At 42.6% G+C, this 15,135-nt stretch carries 15 protein-coding genes and 2 riboswitches; of the genes, 7 read left to right on the top strand and 8 right to left on the bottom strand.

Annotated elements, in window-relative coordinates:
• Both CVN76_RS25130 and queF read right to left on the bottom strand, forming a co-directional pair.
• Positions 1 to 785: amino acid kinase family protein (locus tag CVN76_RS25130; RefSeq protein WP_442857603.1), on the bottom strand; the 785-nt coding region annotated here is incomplete at its 3' end.
• 604 nt (positions 786 to 1,389) lie between these two features.
• On the bottom strand, positions 1,390 to 1,887 hold the full coding sequence (queF, locus tag CVN76_RS25125; RefSeq protein WP_100533490.1) for a preQ(1) synthase: 498 nt from the start codon (positions 1,885 to 1,887) through the stop codon (positions 1,390 to 1,392).
• Between the two features lie 107 nt (positions 1,888 to 1,994).
• Positions 1,995 to 2,040: riboswitch (PreQ1 riboswitch) on the bottom strand.
• Positions 2,041 to 2,191: 151 nt separating this feature from the next.
• Here queF and CVN76_RS25120 point away from each other — a divergent pair.
• From CVN76_RS25120 to qoxD, 6 genes are all read left to right on the top strand, one after another.
• Entirely contained in the window at positions 2,192 to 3,028 is an 837-nt protein-coding gene (locus tag CVN76_RS25120; protein ID WP_100533489.1) for a DMT family transporter, read from the top strand.
• Positions 3,029 to 3,296: 268 nt separating this feature from the next.
• Positions 3,297 to 3,431: a BA3454 family stress response protein gene (locus CVN76_RS31260; protein WP_155645356.1), complete on the top strand. Its 135-nt coding sequence runs from the start codon at positions 3,297 to 3,299 to the stop codon at positions 3,429 to 3,431.
• Between the two features lie 473 nt (positions 3,432 to 3,904).
• Complete coding sequence (gene qoxA, locus CVN76_RS25115) at positions 3,905 to 4,831, top strand: cytochrome aa3 quinol oxidase subunit II (protein WP_100533488.1); 927 nt, start codon at positions 3,905 to 3,907, stop codon at positions 4,829 to 4,831.
• 57 nt (positions 4,832 to 4,888) lie between these two features.
• On the top strand, positions 4,889 to 6,838 hold the full coding sequence (qoxB, locus tag CVN76_RS25110) for a cytochrome aa3 quinol oxidase subunit I (RefSeq protein ID WP_100533487.1): 1,950 nt from the start codon (positions 4,889 to 4,891) through the stop codon (positions 6,836 to 6,838).
• Complete coding sequence (gene qoxC, locus CVN76_RS25105; RefSeq protein ID WP_064462341.1) at positions 6,835 to 7,431, top strand: cytochrome aa3 quinol oxidase subunit III; 597 nt, start codon at positions 6,835 to 6,837, stop codon at positions 7,429 to 7,431. Before qoxB ends, qoxC begins: the two co-directional genes overlap by 4 nt.
• A gap of 7 nt (positions 7,432 to 7,438) precedes the next feature.
• A complete protein-coding gene (qoxD, locus tag CVN76_RS25100) occupies positions 7,439 to 7,723 on the top strand; it encodes a cytochrome aa3 quinol oxidase subunit IV (protein ID WP_057914023.1) in 285 nt (94 codons plus the stop codon).
• A gap of 19 nt (positions 7,724 to 7,742) precedes the next feature.
• Here the strand turns inward: qoxD and CVN76_RS25095 are convergent, their stop codons facing one another.
• From CVN76_RS25095 to CVN76_RS25085, 3 genes are all read right to left on the bottom strand, one after another.
• Positions 7,743 to 8,048: a hypothetical protein gene (locus CVN76_RS25095; RefSeq protein WP_061140594.1), complete on the bottom strand. Its 306-nt coding sequence runs from the start codon at positions 8,046 to 8,048 to the stop codon at positions 7,743 to 7,745.
• 273 nt (positions 8,049 to 8,321) lie between these two features.
• Positions 8,322 to 9,554 (bottom strand): S1C family serine protease, encoded by a 1,233-nt coding sequence (locus CVN76_RS25090; RefSeq protein ID WP_100533486.1) that lies wholly within the window; start codon positions 9,552 to 9,554, stop codon positions 8,322 to 8,324.
• A gap of 177 nt (positions 9,555 to 9,731) precedes the next feature.
• On the bottom strand, positions 9,732 to 10,436 hold the full coding sequence (locus CVN76_RS25085; RefSeq protein WP_157805796.1) for a hypothetical protein: 705 nt from the start codon (positions 10,434 to 10,436) through the stop codon (positions 9,732 to 9,734).
• A 154-nt stretch (positions 10,437 to 10,590) separates the two neighbouring features.
• On the opposite strand from CVN76_RS25085, the gene CVN76_RS25080 reads away from it, so the two are divergent.
• The gene (locus CVN76_RS25080; protein ID WP_100533484.1) at positions 10,591 to 10,947 is read left to right on the top strand and encodes a hydrolase; all 357 of its coding nucleotides are present in this window, start codon (positions 10,591 to 10,593) and stop codon (positions 10,945 to 10,947) included.
• A gap of 255 nt (positions 10,948 to 11,202) precedes the next feature.
• On the opposite strand, the gene CVN76_RS25075 is transcribed toward CVN76_RS25080, so the two are convergent.
• Genes CVN76_RS25075 through CVN76_RS25065 form a run of 3 tightly spaced genes read right to left on the bottom strand, consistent with a single transcriptional unit; the run spans position 11,203 to position 14,880 of the window.
• Positions 11,203 to 12,204 carry an ABC transporter permease gene (locus tag CVN76_RS25075; protein ID WP_100533483.1) on the bottom strand — a complete coding sequence of 334 codons (1,002 nt, stop codon included), beginning with the start codon at positions 12,202 to 12,204 and terminating at the stop codon, positions 11,203 to 11,205.
• Between the two features lies 1 nt (position 12,205).
• Complete coding sequence (locus CVN76_RS25070) at positions 12,206 to 13,708, bottom strand: sugar ABC transporter ATP-binding protein (RefSeq protein ID WP_100533482.1); 1,503 nt, start codon at positions 13,706 to 13,708, stop codon at positions 12,206 to 12,208.
• A gap of 59 nt (positions 13,709 to 13,767) precedes the next feature.
• Positions 13,768 to 14,880 (bottom strand): sugar ABC transporter substrate-binding protein, encoded by a 1,113-nt coding sequence (locus CVN76_RS25065; RefSeq protein WP_100533481.1) that lies wholly within the window; start codon positions 14,878 to 14,880, stop codon positions 13,768 to 13,770.
• Between the two features lie 115 nt (positions 14,881 to 14,995).
• A riboswitch (SAM riboswitch) is annotated at positions 14,996 to 15,101 on the bottom strand.
• Positions 15,102 to 15,135: the final 34 nt, after the last annotated feature.

Below are 15,135 nucleotides of genomic sequence, written 5' to 3'. Positions count from 1 at the left end.
AGCGCCTCATCATGGAATACCGAGAAACCGGCATAAGAAAGCTCACGCATTTCTCGATACGTTAATTCCCTGATCCCCTTCGGATTGGATACCACATTTGGATTAACCGCATATACGGCATCCACATCGGTAAAGTTTTCATACAATTCGGCTTTGACGCCATTTGCAAGAATCGAGCCCGTAATGTCAGAGCCGCTTCTTGAAAACGTTAAAACATCACCATCTAACGTATATCCGAAAAACCCTGGAAATACGACGATTCCCGGCTCATCACGCAGATCATATAACCGATCATACGATTCCGGCAGCACCTGGGTATATCCATCTTCATCCGATACGATCAAGCCAGCTTTCTTCGGATTGACATATTGCGCTTCGACACCCCGCCTTTGAAAATAGGCGGCAATCAGCTTCGCATTATTATCCTCGCCACTTGCCTTTAAAGCATCCAAATAACGCTTTGGCTTGGATTGATCTGCATGCAACAGTGCTTGTAAATCTTCGCGGATCCCCGTGATGACTTCCTCGGATATATCCAGCTCCTTAGCGATACTTCCATAACGGGCGACCACATCTTCGATTAAAGGTTCGCCATTATCCCCGCGCAGCTGCTGCTTTGCAGCCTCGATCAATAAATCCGTCACCTTTATATCATCGGAATTGCGTTTCCCGGGGGCCGAAACGACGACAAACTTCCTCTCCGGATCTGCTGCCACAATTTCGAATACCTTCTTTATTTGTTCACCTGACGCCAGTGAACTCCCGCCAAACTTCGCAACCTTCATCTCGACATCCCCTATTATTAAAAAAATTCTGTCAACATTCACTCTCCCTATTATTACGTTTTTCAACGAAACAATCAAGTAATAATTCCATTATAGGAGGACATTTGTATTTTTAAAAAGGACAAATCACTAATGAAACTCTACGATAGATAAAGGAAAAAAGCATATGTATGTTTCCCCCTTCTCCATGAGCCTCGCAATAAATCTGGATGTTTCCACCACTCTCCACTTTGAAGAATTTGGAGTTTGAACGTTTCATTCCGCTGTGCTTGAAAAAAAGATAGATTACCCATTGACTATGGTTCTGTGGGGGGGAATTGGACCGTTGCTTTCCGCTGCTGGCACTCGCTTATCAAGGGGCAGTCCTGGAGCCTCTTATTCATTTTCATCATTAGTAAAAGATGCCGGCCACAGTTGGTAACAATATAGGAAGAAGCGAATCATCTGAGGAATGTGGACTAGATAAAATGCGGAGCGAAAAGAAGGATTAGCGGTTCTTCGATATGGATGAACACCTGAATGCGTGGATTAAAGGGGGAACCAATACTATTCAAAAGGGTTTCGGAAGGAAAGTTTTTCGAAACCCTTTTGTTTTTTCTGCCTTTTAACGATTATCTACAGTTTCAGGGTATAAGTCATGATTCATCAAGCGGTAATGCGCCATTTCTTCATACTTCGTCCCTGGTTTTCCATAGTTTGTGTATGGATCGATGGAAATACCGCCTCTCGGTGTGAACTTGCCCCAGACTTCAATATATTTCGGGTCCATCAATTTAATGAGGTCATTCATGATGATGTTCATGCAATCTTCATGGAAATCGCCGTGGTTACGGAATGAGAATAAATAAAGCTTCAAGGACTTGCTCTCGACCATCTTCACGCTTGGAATATAGCTGATGTATATGGTTGCAAAGTCCGGTTGTCCGGTTATTGGACATAAGCTAGTGAACTCCGGGCAATTGAATTTGACGAAATAATCGCGGTTAGGGTGCTTGTTATCGAACGACTCGAGAATTTCTGGAGCGTAGTCGAATGTATATTTCGTTCCTTGATTCCCAAGTAATGTAATTTCCTTTAATTCTTCTTCTTTTCTTCCAGACATAAAAAGTCCTCCTCTTCCACGCTTGTCGGGGGAGATTCATAAAATGGGCCTCTATATAACAAAAAACCATATCTCTAAAAAGATATGGTTGATTCGCGAAAAATATCAAAGCCATAGTTTTTTTAAGAGGGTGATGCTATGAACCTCTCCCATTATCGGGAAATATATTTGTAATAGTCAAAGTAAATATAAAAAAAAATATCACATCTGTCAATCCAACTCTTGTAAAATGAGTTTGATTCCTGCCTATATTCCACTTAAAATGGAATTGAAGATATCCTACCTGAAGGAAGAGAGTATACAAATGTGGATTTTTGCAGCACTCATCACCAGTATATGTTTCGGTATCAATAACAGCATTTTCAAATGGAGCAGCGGAAAAGGTTACTCCAAGGTACATATCCAATTTTTCTTTTATTTTACGGCCTTCATCATGGCACTTATGTATGGCGGAATTGTGGATGGTTTGACGACTAATTGGCTATCCATCTTGCTCGGAGCTGCAATTGGGATCCTTAATGCTAACGGGAATATCCAAATGGGCAGTGCATTTGAAAAAGGGCCGGCCAGTTTGACATCACCGTTGATTGCGGCCAATGCTATTTTCCCCATCCTTTGTGCTGCGATCATTTTTCATGAACATATTTCTTCGTTGCAGTGGACCGGGATCGCCTGCATGCTCCTTGCCACCCTTGTCATTCAGTATACCCCTAACGCCAAGGGCAATCATCAATATTTGCCCTGGATGATGCATACAATATTTGCAATATTCTCATTTGGTGTACTCGGGATCTTAATGACAACGACCACGCGCCTGCATCTGAACTCACTTGATATCCTGATATCGATGTATGGCGGCGGAACACTTTATTTGATGGCGGCATCGGGCATGAAGAATGAAAAGCTCAAGTTAAACGAAGTGAAAATCGGCTCTCTTGTGGGCTTATTGAGCATCATTGCTTATGTATGTTATTTCTTCGCTTTAAATACCGGAATTGCCAGCATCATTTTTCCCGTGGTGAGCCTGAACTGTTTAATCGTGGTTTTTGCCGGTTGTTATTTATTCAAGGAAAAACTAAAGTCCTATCAAATAGCCGGTGTTTTAGCAGCCTTGATTGGAATTATCTTAACCAAAATATAAAGAAACGACCCTGCTTCCAAAACAAAGCAGGGCCGTTTTCATTTTTTTTGACTGATTTTCACTATCCGGCGCTGAAACTTCACTTTTAATGTCCTAATCCTCATAAAAATATTGACAATTTTCATAAAATATCAGATAATTATGAATATTAAGTCATACAACCTCGTTCCCTTCGAAATGTTTGAGAAATCCACTCCCCTGGGTATACATGAAGTGTACTCCCCTCATGCTAAACTAAGTATACAAGACAAGAAAGGAAGAATGAATCATGGTAAAAGTTACAGTGAAAGTTGATTATAAAGGGAAATCCTATCAAACGAACGTCCTCACGGAACCTAGTGCAAATCAGGAACAAATTTTACAACAGGCCCTTCATCAAGTCCAGAAGCAATGGAGTGAATAAAAAAAGCAGGCATCGTTTTTAGATACCTGCTTTTTTTATTGCCTTTAGGCCTAAATTCCTCAATTTATTCGATCGGTAATCCGGTGTCTTTTTATATTAAAAAACAAATAAAACCCTTATAACCCTCGTCTTATTCATCACTTTCATATGTAATATTATTCTAATGTAATTTTCTTGAAATTTTACCAATTCACGAACGGTTCTTTTGAGAACAAATTTCAATTGAAAACAGCCTTAAATTGAAATAAACTAATACGCTATTATACTTCTTTTCTTATTATATATCCAACTAATAAGCTCATATCGCATTCTTTCACTATCTCTTCATGAACTTTTTGTGACATATGTCACTTTTGATTGTTTTTTTCCATATATGATACTAATATAGAGACGTCAGTTTGTGAACAATGTAACACTCACTCTGAATAACTTGTTATTTAGAATTTCCAATAAAGAAAGAAAGGGGTATCTATATGAAAATGAAATGGGCTTTATTAACTATAATTTTTTCCATCGCCACCGTACTAACTGGTTGCGACAACCCATTAGCTGTACTCGATCCAAAGGGTCCTGTAGCAGCAAACCAAGCTAATGTGATCATGATATCAATTTGGACGATGTTGGTTATTGTCTTAGTCGTTGTCATTCTCTATGCAATTATGTTATTTAAATACCGCGCTTCCAAGTCAAGCGATGACTATGTACCACCTCACGTGGAGGGAAGTCACGTTCTCGAAGCGATCTGGACAATCATTCCGATCCTTATCGTCATATTCCTTTCCGTTGTCAGTGTTCGCTCGACAAATGAAGTCGAGGCTACACCAAAAGGATATGAAGATCAAGAACCATTAATCATTTATGCTGCATCTTCAAATTGGAAGTGGCATTTCAGTTATCCAGAAGAGGATATCGAAACAGTAAACTACTTGTTCTTACCAACAAACCGACCAATCGAATTTAAGCTTTATTCTTACGGACCAATCTCAAGCTTCTGGATTCCACAGCTAGGCGGACAAAAATATGCGATGAGTGACATGGTCAACACTTTACACTTAGCAGCAGAAACACCTGGTGAGTATATGGGAAGAAACGCCAACTTCAGTGGTTCAGGTTTCGCTGAGCATACTTTCAATGTCAAGGCAATGCCTGAAGAGGAATACACGAAGTGGGTTGATGAAATTCATGGTACCGCTAAGAAATTGACGGAAAGTGAATTTGATAAGCTATTGGAACCAGGTCACGTTGGACAATACACATTCAACGGAACACATCTTGACTTCAGACCTGCTCCTGAACACAATCACGGTGCTTCAGGCAATGGAGAATCTAAACACTCAGAACACTCAAAACACGAAGATTCAAAAAAAGCAGATGAAGCAGAAACAGAGCATCAACATTAAGATTTAAAATTAAAAGCAGTTATTTAGAATAACTTTTCGAAAGGAGTCACAAAGAGTATGGATTACTTTGATAGATTTGCCGTACCACACAGCTCCCCTATGATTGTCGGTTCACAGATCGCAATCGCGGTTACAGTACTTGCAATACTAGTAGGCGTAACCTATTTTAAAAAGTGGGGCTACCTATGGCGCGAGTGGTTCACAACGGTTGACCATAAACGTATTGGTATCATGTACATTCTCGCTGCACTACTTATGCTTTTCCGTGGTGGAGCCGACGCAATATTGATGCGTGCTCAAACAGCAATACCTGATAATGGATTGTTGGATGGTCAGCATTACAATGAAATTTTCACAACACACGGGGTCGTTATGATCCTGTTCATGGCCATGCCATTCATTATCGGTTTAATGAATATCGTCACTCCTCTACAAATTGGAGCACGTGACGTAGCTTTCCCTCGTTTGAACGCAGTTTCTTTCTGGTTGTTCTTCTGGGGAGCGATGTTATTCAACATCTCGTTCGTAGTCGGTGGTTCTCCTGATGCAGGTTGGACAGCTTACTTCCCGTTAGCGAGTGTCGAATTCAGTGAATCCGTTGGGATGAACTATTACGCAATAGCGATTCAAATCGCAGGTATCGGTACATTAATGACTGGTATCAACTTTATCGTAACAATTTTGAAAATGAGAGCACCTGGTATGACATTGATGAAAATGCCGATGTTCACATGGTCAATCCTTATCACGAACCTTATCATCGTCTTCGCTTTCCCTGTTTTGACAGTGGCACTTGCGTTAATGACAATGGACCGTTTGTTTGGAACTAATTTCTTTACAATGGCTAACGGCGGATCGGATATGCTCTGGGCTAACTTGTTCTGGATTTGGGGACACCCTGAGGTTTATATCGTTATCTTGCCTGCCTTCGGTATATACAGTGAGATCATTTCTACTTTTGCACGTCGTAACCTTTATGGTTATAAATCAATGGTTGTCTCTATGGTTGCCATTTCCGTTCTATCATTCGTTGTATGGGCTCACCATTTCTTCACGATGGGTCACGGTGCAATGGTTAACGGTATCTTCTCGATTACGACGATGGCGATTGCCGTTCCGACGGGAATCAAGATCTTTAACTGGTTATTCACGCTTTGGAGAGGGAAAATCGAATTTACCGTTCCAATGCTTTACTCTTTAGCTTTCATTCCGATCTTCACGATCGGTGGGGTAACGGGTGTCATGCTTGCAATGGCAAGTGCCGATTACCAATATCACAACACAATGTTCTTGGTGGCGCATTTCCACTACGTATTGATTCCGGGTACAGTGTTTGCCGTACTGGCTGGATTTACGTACTGGTGGCCAAAAATCTTCAACTTCCAATTGAGCGAAAGAATTGGGAAATGGGCTTTCTGGTTCATCGTAGTCGGATTTAACGTAACATTCTTCCCTATGTTCATCACAGGTTTGGATGGTCAAGCACGTCGTATGTACACATATTCAGAAGCAACAGGATATGGTCCATTGAACATGCTTTCATTCGTCGGTGCACTTGGTTTATTGATCGGTTTCGCATTCCTTGTGTACAATATTTACTGGAGCACTCGTTATGCGCCAAGGAATATCACAAGCGATCCTTGGAATGCACGTTCATTGGAATGGGCTACACACAGTCCAGTTCCGGAATACAACTTCGCTATCGTACCAGAAGTTGATTCTTCACAAGCATTCTGGGACTCAAAAAATAATGGTCCGGCATTGTTCAAAGGCAAGTACAAAGAAATTCATATGCCAAATAACAGCGGCGTTCCGTTCGTACTGGGTATCATCTTCTTCGTATGGGGATTTGCAATGGTATTCAGCATGTGGATCTTCGCAATCATTGCGACACTTGGAATCTTTGCTTGCATGGCCCACCGTTCATTTGAAAAAGATCACGGTCATCACATCTCCGTTGAAGAGATAGAAGAAACAGAAAAAAAATTGCGAGGTGCTAACGCATGAAAATAGATAACTCGCTGCCACTTGAATATAGTACAGAAGAAAATCGATTAAAGATTTTAGGTTTCTGGATTTTCCTTGGAGCTGAAATCGCGCTTTTCGCAACATTGTTTGCAACGTACTTCACACTAGTTAACAGGACCGGAAATGGCCCTATTGGTGGAGATATCTTCGAGGTTACACCAGTCCTGATTGAAACGATCCTGCTATTGACTAGTAGTTTCACCATCGGTCTTGGAATTAATGCAATGCGCCATGGCAGCAAGAATGCAATGATGGTATTCTTCATCATCACTCTTGCGCTTGGGGCAGGATTCCTTGGCACTGAGATCTTCGAGTTCAAGCACTATGTTCATATCGGTGCAGGACTGCAAGTAAGTGCGTTCACATCCATCTTGTTAACATTGCTTGGAACGCATGGAGCTCACGTAACGCTCGGTTTATTCTGGGGAACATTCATCGTGCTTCAAGTCAAGAAGCGCGGTTTGACACCGGAAACTACGAACAAAGCGTTCATCTACTCTCTATACTGGCATTTCCTAGACGTTGTTTGGATCTTCATTTTCAGCTTCGTCTATCTGAAAGGAATGATGTAATATGAATATGAAACAGCTATTCCCACGTGGACATGTTATGGGATTCATATTCTCCATGGTTCTTACAGCCGTTGCTCTTGGTGTAGTTGTATATGAACTTTCTTTTAAAACCGGTATGATCGTCCTTTTAGTGACTGCATTCATGCAAGCCGGCGTTCAGCTGGTCATGTTCATGCATGCTGGTGAATCCGAGGATAAGAAAGCCATCTACACAAACGTTTACTACGCTCTATTCATTGCTTTGGTTACCATATTCGGTACACTGCTTACAATGATTTGGGGTTACCAATAATAGTATAAAAAGAAGGGTGTCATATCGACACCCTTCTTCTTTTTGTTTTCGCTTTTGTTTTTATTTTGATGATCTTGGTCGTCTCCGGTTCAACTCTTTCACCTTTATGTGTATTCATAACCATTTCTTCTGTCAGGACAAAAAATATACCAACTAGGAAAATGGCAGCTGCGCTTAATGTGATAGCCATACCAACAGCAGTTAAGATATAATCTCTATTGTAATCGCTTACAAAAAAACTTAAACAAAAAATGAAAATTCCGATTACACAACCTGTGCCCGATACCCATCTCACTGCATCCAACATCTTCTGATTAGCTTCCATAATTTCATCCCCTTTCTTTCTATTTTATGATAATTCACAAATTTGTCAAATCTTTTCTAATTTTCAACATATAAACAGTAGAAAATCTTGACAATTAGACGAAGCCACTGCTTGCCTTTAGGCATTCATGACTAGATGGAAATTTCTGCAAAACAGGATAAATACACTATTAATTTTCTCCGATATCCCCCTCTTCTATACACCAACTGCCAGGATGGCTCAACTTTTCAATAAAAGACCCCTGAATGGATCTTCAGGGGTCCTCAACTCTAACTATGACTTCTGCAAAGTAATCGTTGCCGTTTTCTCTTCTTTGCCACGATACACCTTAACCTTCACTTTATCGCCGATTTTTTTATCGGTGTATAAGTATTTCCTTAATTCAGCAGCCGTACTGATTTTAGTTCCATCCATTTCCATGATGATATCCTGTTGCTTAAGTCCGCCCTTCTCAGCAGCCGATCCAGCTTCTACACATGTGATCATTACACCTGTTTTCGCAGCCTCTGGTACATCTTGAAGGTAATACTGCGGCAGCTCTTCAATACTGGCCAAGCTTACACCCAGGTATGGGCGGGTGATTTTCCCATTTTCGATCAGTTCCGTCACGACTGGGATCACATCATTGCTTGGTATGGCAAAGCCCAAGCCTTCCACGCCGCTTTCGGATATCTTCAAACTGTTTATCCCGATAACCTCGCCAGCCGTGTTGATCAGTGCACCGCCGCTATTCCCTGGATTTATCGCGGCATCCGTTTGAATGACATCCAATGCCCAAGCCCCATCCGATGTATCGACTGAAATGGAGCGTCCCGTCGCACTGACGATTCCCTGTGTAACCGAACGTGAAAAATCAAGCCCAAGTGGATTCCCGATGGCCAGCACCTCTTCTCCTGGACGCATGCTATCCGAATTCCCAAACTTTATTCCATCCGGCGCCTTCGAAGCATCGATCGTCAAAACCGCCAAATCTGTCAAAGCATCGGCGCCAACAACAGCAGCTGTCGCCTTTTGTCCATCATACAAGGAAATTTCGACTTCCTTTGCACCTTCGATGACATGGTTGTTCGTAATGATATAGGCTTTTCCATTGGCTTTTTTATAAATGACTCCTGATCCGGTTCCGGTCTCGACCTTTTCACTTTCCGTGCTTTGCTGCTGGAACGGGCTTTGGTTTTGTGTATCCTGTAAGTTCACGACCCCGACAATCGATTTCGATGCGGACTCAACCATATTTGCCCGATCCTTTGAATCAGTACTTGTCGATAGCTTTTGCGGCGTGACCCCTTCCTTTTCTGCCCCTTCCGTTTGCGCTACACTTGCCGTTTGGGCTGATTCATCCACTGATTTTTTTCCTTGATCTATGAAATCCCCGCCAAATATAAATACAGAAGATGTAACCATGGAAGCAACGGTGCCGGAAACAAGACTAGTCTTCCAAAGGGATTTTCCTTTTTTCCGTTCTTCCTTCACCCGGACTTGCTCATTGCCATTATAATCCTCCATCTTAATCCCTCCTATGAATTCCTTTGATTGGTTCTATCATAAAGGACAATTATTAAAAAATTCTTAAGAAAGTAAAGGCCGTACAGACTTTTCTAAAAAAATCAAAGTTTTTCCGCGCTATTATCCACTGGTGCAAAATAAAAAGGCCACATCAGGGGGCCTCTTTTACACACAGAGTCATGTCTCCATGACTTCATATACCTCTTTTGTCTCAGCATTCACACCATACCAGCCCCATACCGCCCTGTGACCGCTGCCCTTACTTTCTTGATCACTTTCGAAAACTTGGAAAATATAATTTCCCTTTTTATCCAAACGAGCATATTCAATTTGTAAATGCGGGAATTTTTCCATGTCCACGTAGTCTCTTACAAGCTTCTCCGCCTGATGTTCACTCAACGCTTTTTCCTTCACCGGTTCAGCCGGCTTCTCCAGGGTGGAAGGTTTCTTCCTTTCTAACGCTTCCGAATTCGGCTCGGCAGACTCCTCGGCATTGTCATTTCCACCCTTCCCCTCACCTGGTTCTATGCTGGTGGATTGAGATTCGGATGCCATCTCCATTGCCTTTGTAACCAGATGTTTCCCCTCGCTGGATTTTGCCTTGTAGGCGGATGCCGCTTTAAATTCAGCCTGGGCCGCTTTAAAATCCTGTTCCTCGTAGTTCTTCATACCATTTGCTAGAAAGCCAGACAGGTCCTTTAATTCTTTCGCTTTTGTTGTTTTGGCTTCTTTATAGGCTAATTCAAATGCCTCGTGGGCTTCTAAATAATTTTCCTCATGTAACTGGCTTCTCCCCAATTCCATATTCGAATCGAAATTTCTTGTTACGCAGCCTGAAGCAATCAATGTCATCCAGACAATGATCACGAATGATTTCTTCACCGTATCACTCCTCATTTTATCCACTCTATACTTCCATTTTAAACGATTGATCACGATCCGGTTTCTTTTATTTTTATGGAAATGTTCTCTTTTATGATTATCTTTTACAAATAGTGGTACATCATAGATAAACGATTGAAAGGATGATCAGCAAATGACGCAAGAAAAACAGACCTACCACGTCGATTTGGTCAGCGGCGATGTACTCGGACAGAAACTTGAAGAAAATCCAAGCTTCACGATACACGCAACGGATGAGGAACTGGCGGAATTGAAACAATGCTTAGAAGAGCAACATAAAGATGATTCGGAAGCATATGCCCGTTCACATGTGCCCTATCTCCTCTATCATCATGACCGTGCGAATGATAAATACGATGCAGCCATGAAAAAACTTTATGCCATCATTTATCGATTAGGAGATGAAAATGCCCGAAATCATATAGAGGAAATCGGCATATTGAAGGATAATAAGTTCGAGGGCAATGAGGAATTGCGGAATTTCAAATAATGCCATCAACAGAACCTGAAATTCTACGGGTTCTGTTTTTTCTATGTCACTAAGTAGAACCGCCCTTGCGATGCCGGTCTTGGGAGCTAGTCAAGATGAATCAGTATTCATCCGATGTTCGGCCATGCCGATGAAACTGGGCAGAAAACTCACCTTTAAATCACATATTTCATTATGAGTCCTTTATGACCTGAATGACATCAGCCCCTATGCTCATGATGGCAAAGGGACTGATGTATAAATATCATGGGAACATTAATGTTTTTGTTTATAATAGGTAATCGCAAGTGCAAGGGCCAGCACTGTTCCTTTGACGATATCCATTGCATAGTAGGGCACCGACATCATGATCAGCCCATTTTGCAGGATTCCGATCAGGACGGCTCCAATAAAGGTTCCGAAGGCATTCGGTTTCCCGGCCCCCAAGACGGAGGAACCAATGAAGGCAGCTGCAACGGCATCCATTAAATACGGCGCCCCCGAATTGATTTCAGATGTCATGACCCTTGAAGCAAGGACAATACCCCCGATGGCGGCAAATAAAGCGGATAGGAGATAGGCCAGCACCTTGTATTTATTGACCGCTATCCCGGAAAGTCTTGCCGCTTCCTTATTTCCCCCGATTATGTACATATAACGACCGTGCTTCGTATACGTCAAAAAGATGTGCGTCGTCACCACTATGACTGCCATGATTAAAATAATCCATGGTACTTGGCCTACTTTGGCGAAAAGCGGGCTGATCAGTCCTGTCGCGAACGTCCCATCAGGCATGACCATATTTTGCGAAACCGTCGCCCCTTTTGTATAGGTAAGGGCTATGCCTTGAATAATGAACATCGTAGCCAATGTCATCAGCATGTCAGGGATTCTCAATTTAACGATCATGAACGAATTCAAGGCCCCTACGACAAGTGAGGCACCGATTGCAGCCAATATGGCAATCAGGGTATCCTGCGAAAACCAGACAAACATCGATATGACGATTGCATTGGCCAATGAAGCGACGGAACCGACGGAAAGGTCGAATCCATCCACCGTTAAAGATATCGTTATGCCGATCGCAATGATCGTCACGATTGAAATCGAGCGGAGGATATTGATCAGATTGTTGGTTTGAATGAAAGATGGATTGGAAGCGGCAAAGATTCCAATCAAAAGGATAATCGTCAATATCGTGCCGTATTTATAGAAAAACTCGAACAACTCCACCTTTCTTTTTTTCGCGGTCTCTGTAACAGGAACGATTGTGTTCATCCTATTTTCCTCCTGTTGAATAGAATAATAGTTCTTCTTCATTGGTTTTCTTTGTTTGTAGTTCGATGACCGTTGTTCCATCGTATAACACATATGTCCGATTGGTAATGCCGATGATTTCGGAAAGCTCCGAGGACGCATAAATGATCGCTTTCCCCTTCCTGGCAAGCTTTGCAATCAATTCGAATATATCCTTTTTTGCTCCAACATCCACCCCTTTTGTCGGTTCATCGAATATGTATACATCCGCATCCGCCAAAAGCCACTTCCCGATGGCAACCTTTTGCTGATTACCTCCTGAAAGGTTTTCGACCTTCGCTTCACCAGAGGAAGCCTTGATGCCGAGACTCACAATCATCTCCTTCGCTTTTTCCTTTTCCGCCTTACGATCCACAACACTGAAAGTATTGCAGAATGTGCCGATACTGGCTGCAGTCAAGTTCGCCGTAACGGTTTCCTGAACAAGGACCCCTTCTTTCCTGCGTTCCTCCGGTACAAGTGCCAAACCGCTTTTTACCGCATCATGCGGTGATTTCAAGGAAACCCTTCTGCCGTTCAGTATGACTTTTCCCGTACTAATCGAAGTATGTCCAAACAGGACTTTACACAGCTCCGTTTTCCCAGCCCCGACCAAGCCTGCCAAGCCGACTATCTCTCCTGCCTTCAAATGCAGACTGACATCCTTAATCTTCCCCGCGTCTGATAATCCCTTCACTTCCAGAACGACGTCACCAATTGCGGCATTCACTTCCGGGAACTGTTCATCCATCCTTTTCCCAAGCATGAGCTCAACCACTTCACTCTGGGTGATATCGCCCATTTCTCGGCAGGCGACACGCTCTCCATTCCTCATGATCGTGATTTCCTCACAAACCCTAAAAATTTCTGGGAGACGATGGGAGATGAAAATGATTCCTACACCCTTTTGCTTTAATTCATTTACAATTCGAAAAAGTTCCGAGGTCTCCGTATGGCTTAACGGGGCAGTTGGTTCGTCGAGAATCAAGAATTTGCATTCAGTCGAAACGGCCCTGGCTATGAGGACCATCTGCTTTTGGGCCAGGGTCAGATCTTTCACCAATTTTTTCGAAGGAACATGAATGTTCATATCTTCAAGAATCTGTGTGGCCGTGCTGTGCAGATCTTTCCATTTGACCAGCTGTTTCTTGCCCATGTTTTGGACCATTTCATTCAGCATTACATTTTCACCGACGGTTAAGTATGGGATGAGTGCCGTATCCACTTCCTGATACACGATTTGAATGCCATGTTCCTGCGCTTCCTTTGGCGAACGGATTTCCCGCTTCATCCCATCGAGATAAATGTCACCTGAATAATGAACATGTGCCCCTGATAAAACTTTCATCAACGTGGATTTCCCTGCCCCGTTTGCACCGACCAATGCATGGGCGGTTCCTGACCGTACCGAAAAATCAACGTCATTAAGCGCCTTGACCCCAGGAAATTCAATCGAAATGCCTTTCATTTCAAGTTGTGTGGCCATGTCCATTCCCCCTACCTGAACAGACACTCCCCTTCATAGGAAAGAGAGTGCCTCTTTTTTTACTTTTTATAGTGATCTTTCAAGACTTTCATCCAATCTTCTTCAAATTCGCTGGATTCACCCCATCCATCGACAATTCCAGATAGGTTCGTCATGTTTACCGCTTCTTTTGAAGCCTGGATTTGCTTTTGTGAAATGAGCGAAGCCTCTAAATCATATGTTTGCGGCGTATCCTCGCCCGCTAATTTTTTTGCCAATATCCTCATATTCACAGCCCCGATCAACTTTGGATCGACTGCTGCCGTGTAGGACCATGAGCTATCAGCAGAGTGCATTTCCTGAAGATCTGCATTGGATACGTCAATTCCGTATATCTTCACCTCATCACGGCCAGCTTCTTTTATCGCCCTGGCTGCTCCGATAGCAAACGCATCCCATGTTGCGAAAATGGCATCCAATTTACCTTTAGGATATTTATTCAGCATTGCGGCTACTGCATTCTGTGTCTGAACCGAAGTATCGGCAGATGCCACCCCGAACCTTTCGACTTCTTTTATACCAGGATTTTCTTTTAATTTTTCCTGATAGACGGCATTTCTTCTCACCATTGGGGGAAAACCATCCACCCACAGATAGGCGATTGCCGCTTTACCTTTCTGTTCTTCTATCAACTTATCAAAAGCAAGTGTTGCCAGCGCTTCATCATCCTGTGAAGTTAATGTAACACCGTCTATCTTGGATAAATCGCTTATGGAGTCGAAGGTGACAACGCTTTTTCCTGCATCAACCAGTTTTTGAACATCATTGACTGTTGCTGCATCATCCCCATGGGAAATGATATAGCCGTCATAATCCTGCTGCAAAGCCTGGGCTATGGCATCATGGAATTTGGCCGTATCACCATTTGCTGTATATGTATCCACTTGGAACCCCAGATCTTCCCCTTCTTCCTTCGCTCCAGCCAAATATTGGGCCGTATGATCATCTCCGCCTATTTTACGGATGACTTTGATTTTGGCTCCTTCCCCCTCGGCAAATCTTTCTGGAACATTTTCAAATGAAACTTTTTCTTCTCGCTTCGGTTCCGTTGAACTCTGTCCTGAAGAGCAACCCGTTAAAAGCAAAGCAGAAGCGATAGCTGTAATGATTGCAGCGTTAATAGACTTTCTCATCCTGTTTCCCCCATTTTCTTCAATTATTCTTATCTGTTAAGTTGGTGTAAATCCTAAAATAAAAACCTCTCTAGTAATAGAGAGGTTTAATCGGCTGTTTTGCAGACTTGTCCCTCTCTTATCTGTCAAAACATTTCTGTTTTGCAGGATTTAGCACCAATTCCTAATGGAACGGTTGCTGGGCATCTTAGGGCCAGTCCCTCCGCCACTCTTGATAAGAGAATATATTGTGTTACGTTTTTCGTAATTACCACT

This window comes from Bacillus sp. mrc49, assembly GCF_002803435.1.
This window is presented reverse-complemented; position numbering and strand designations above follow the sequence as displayed.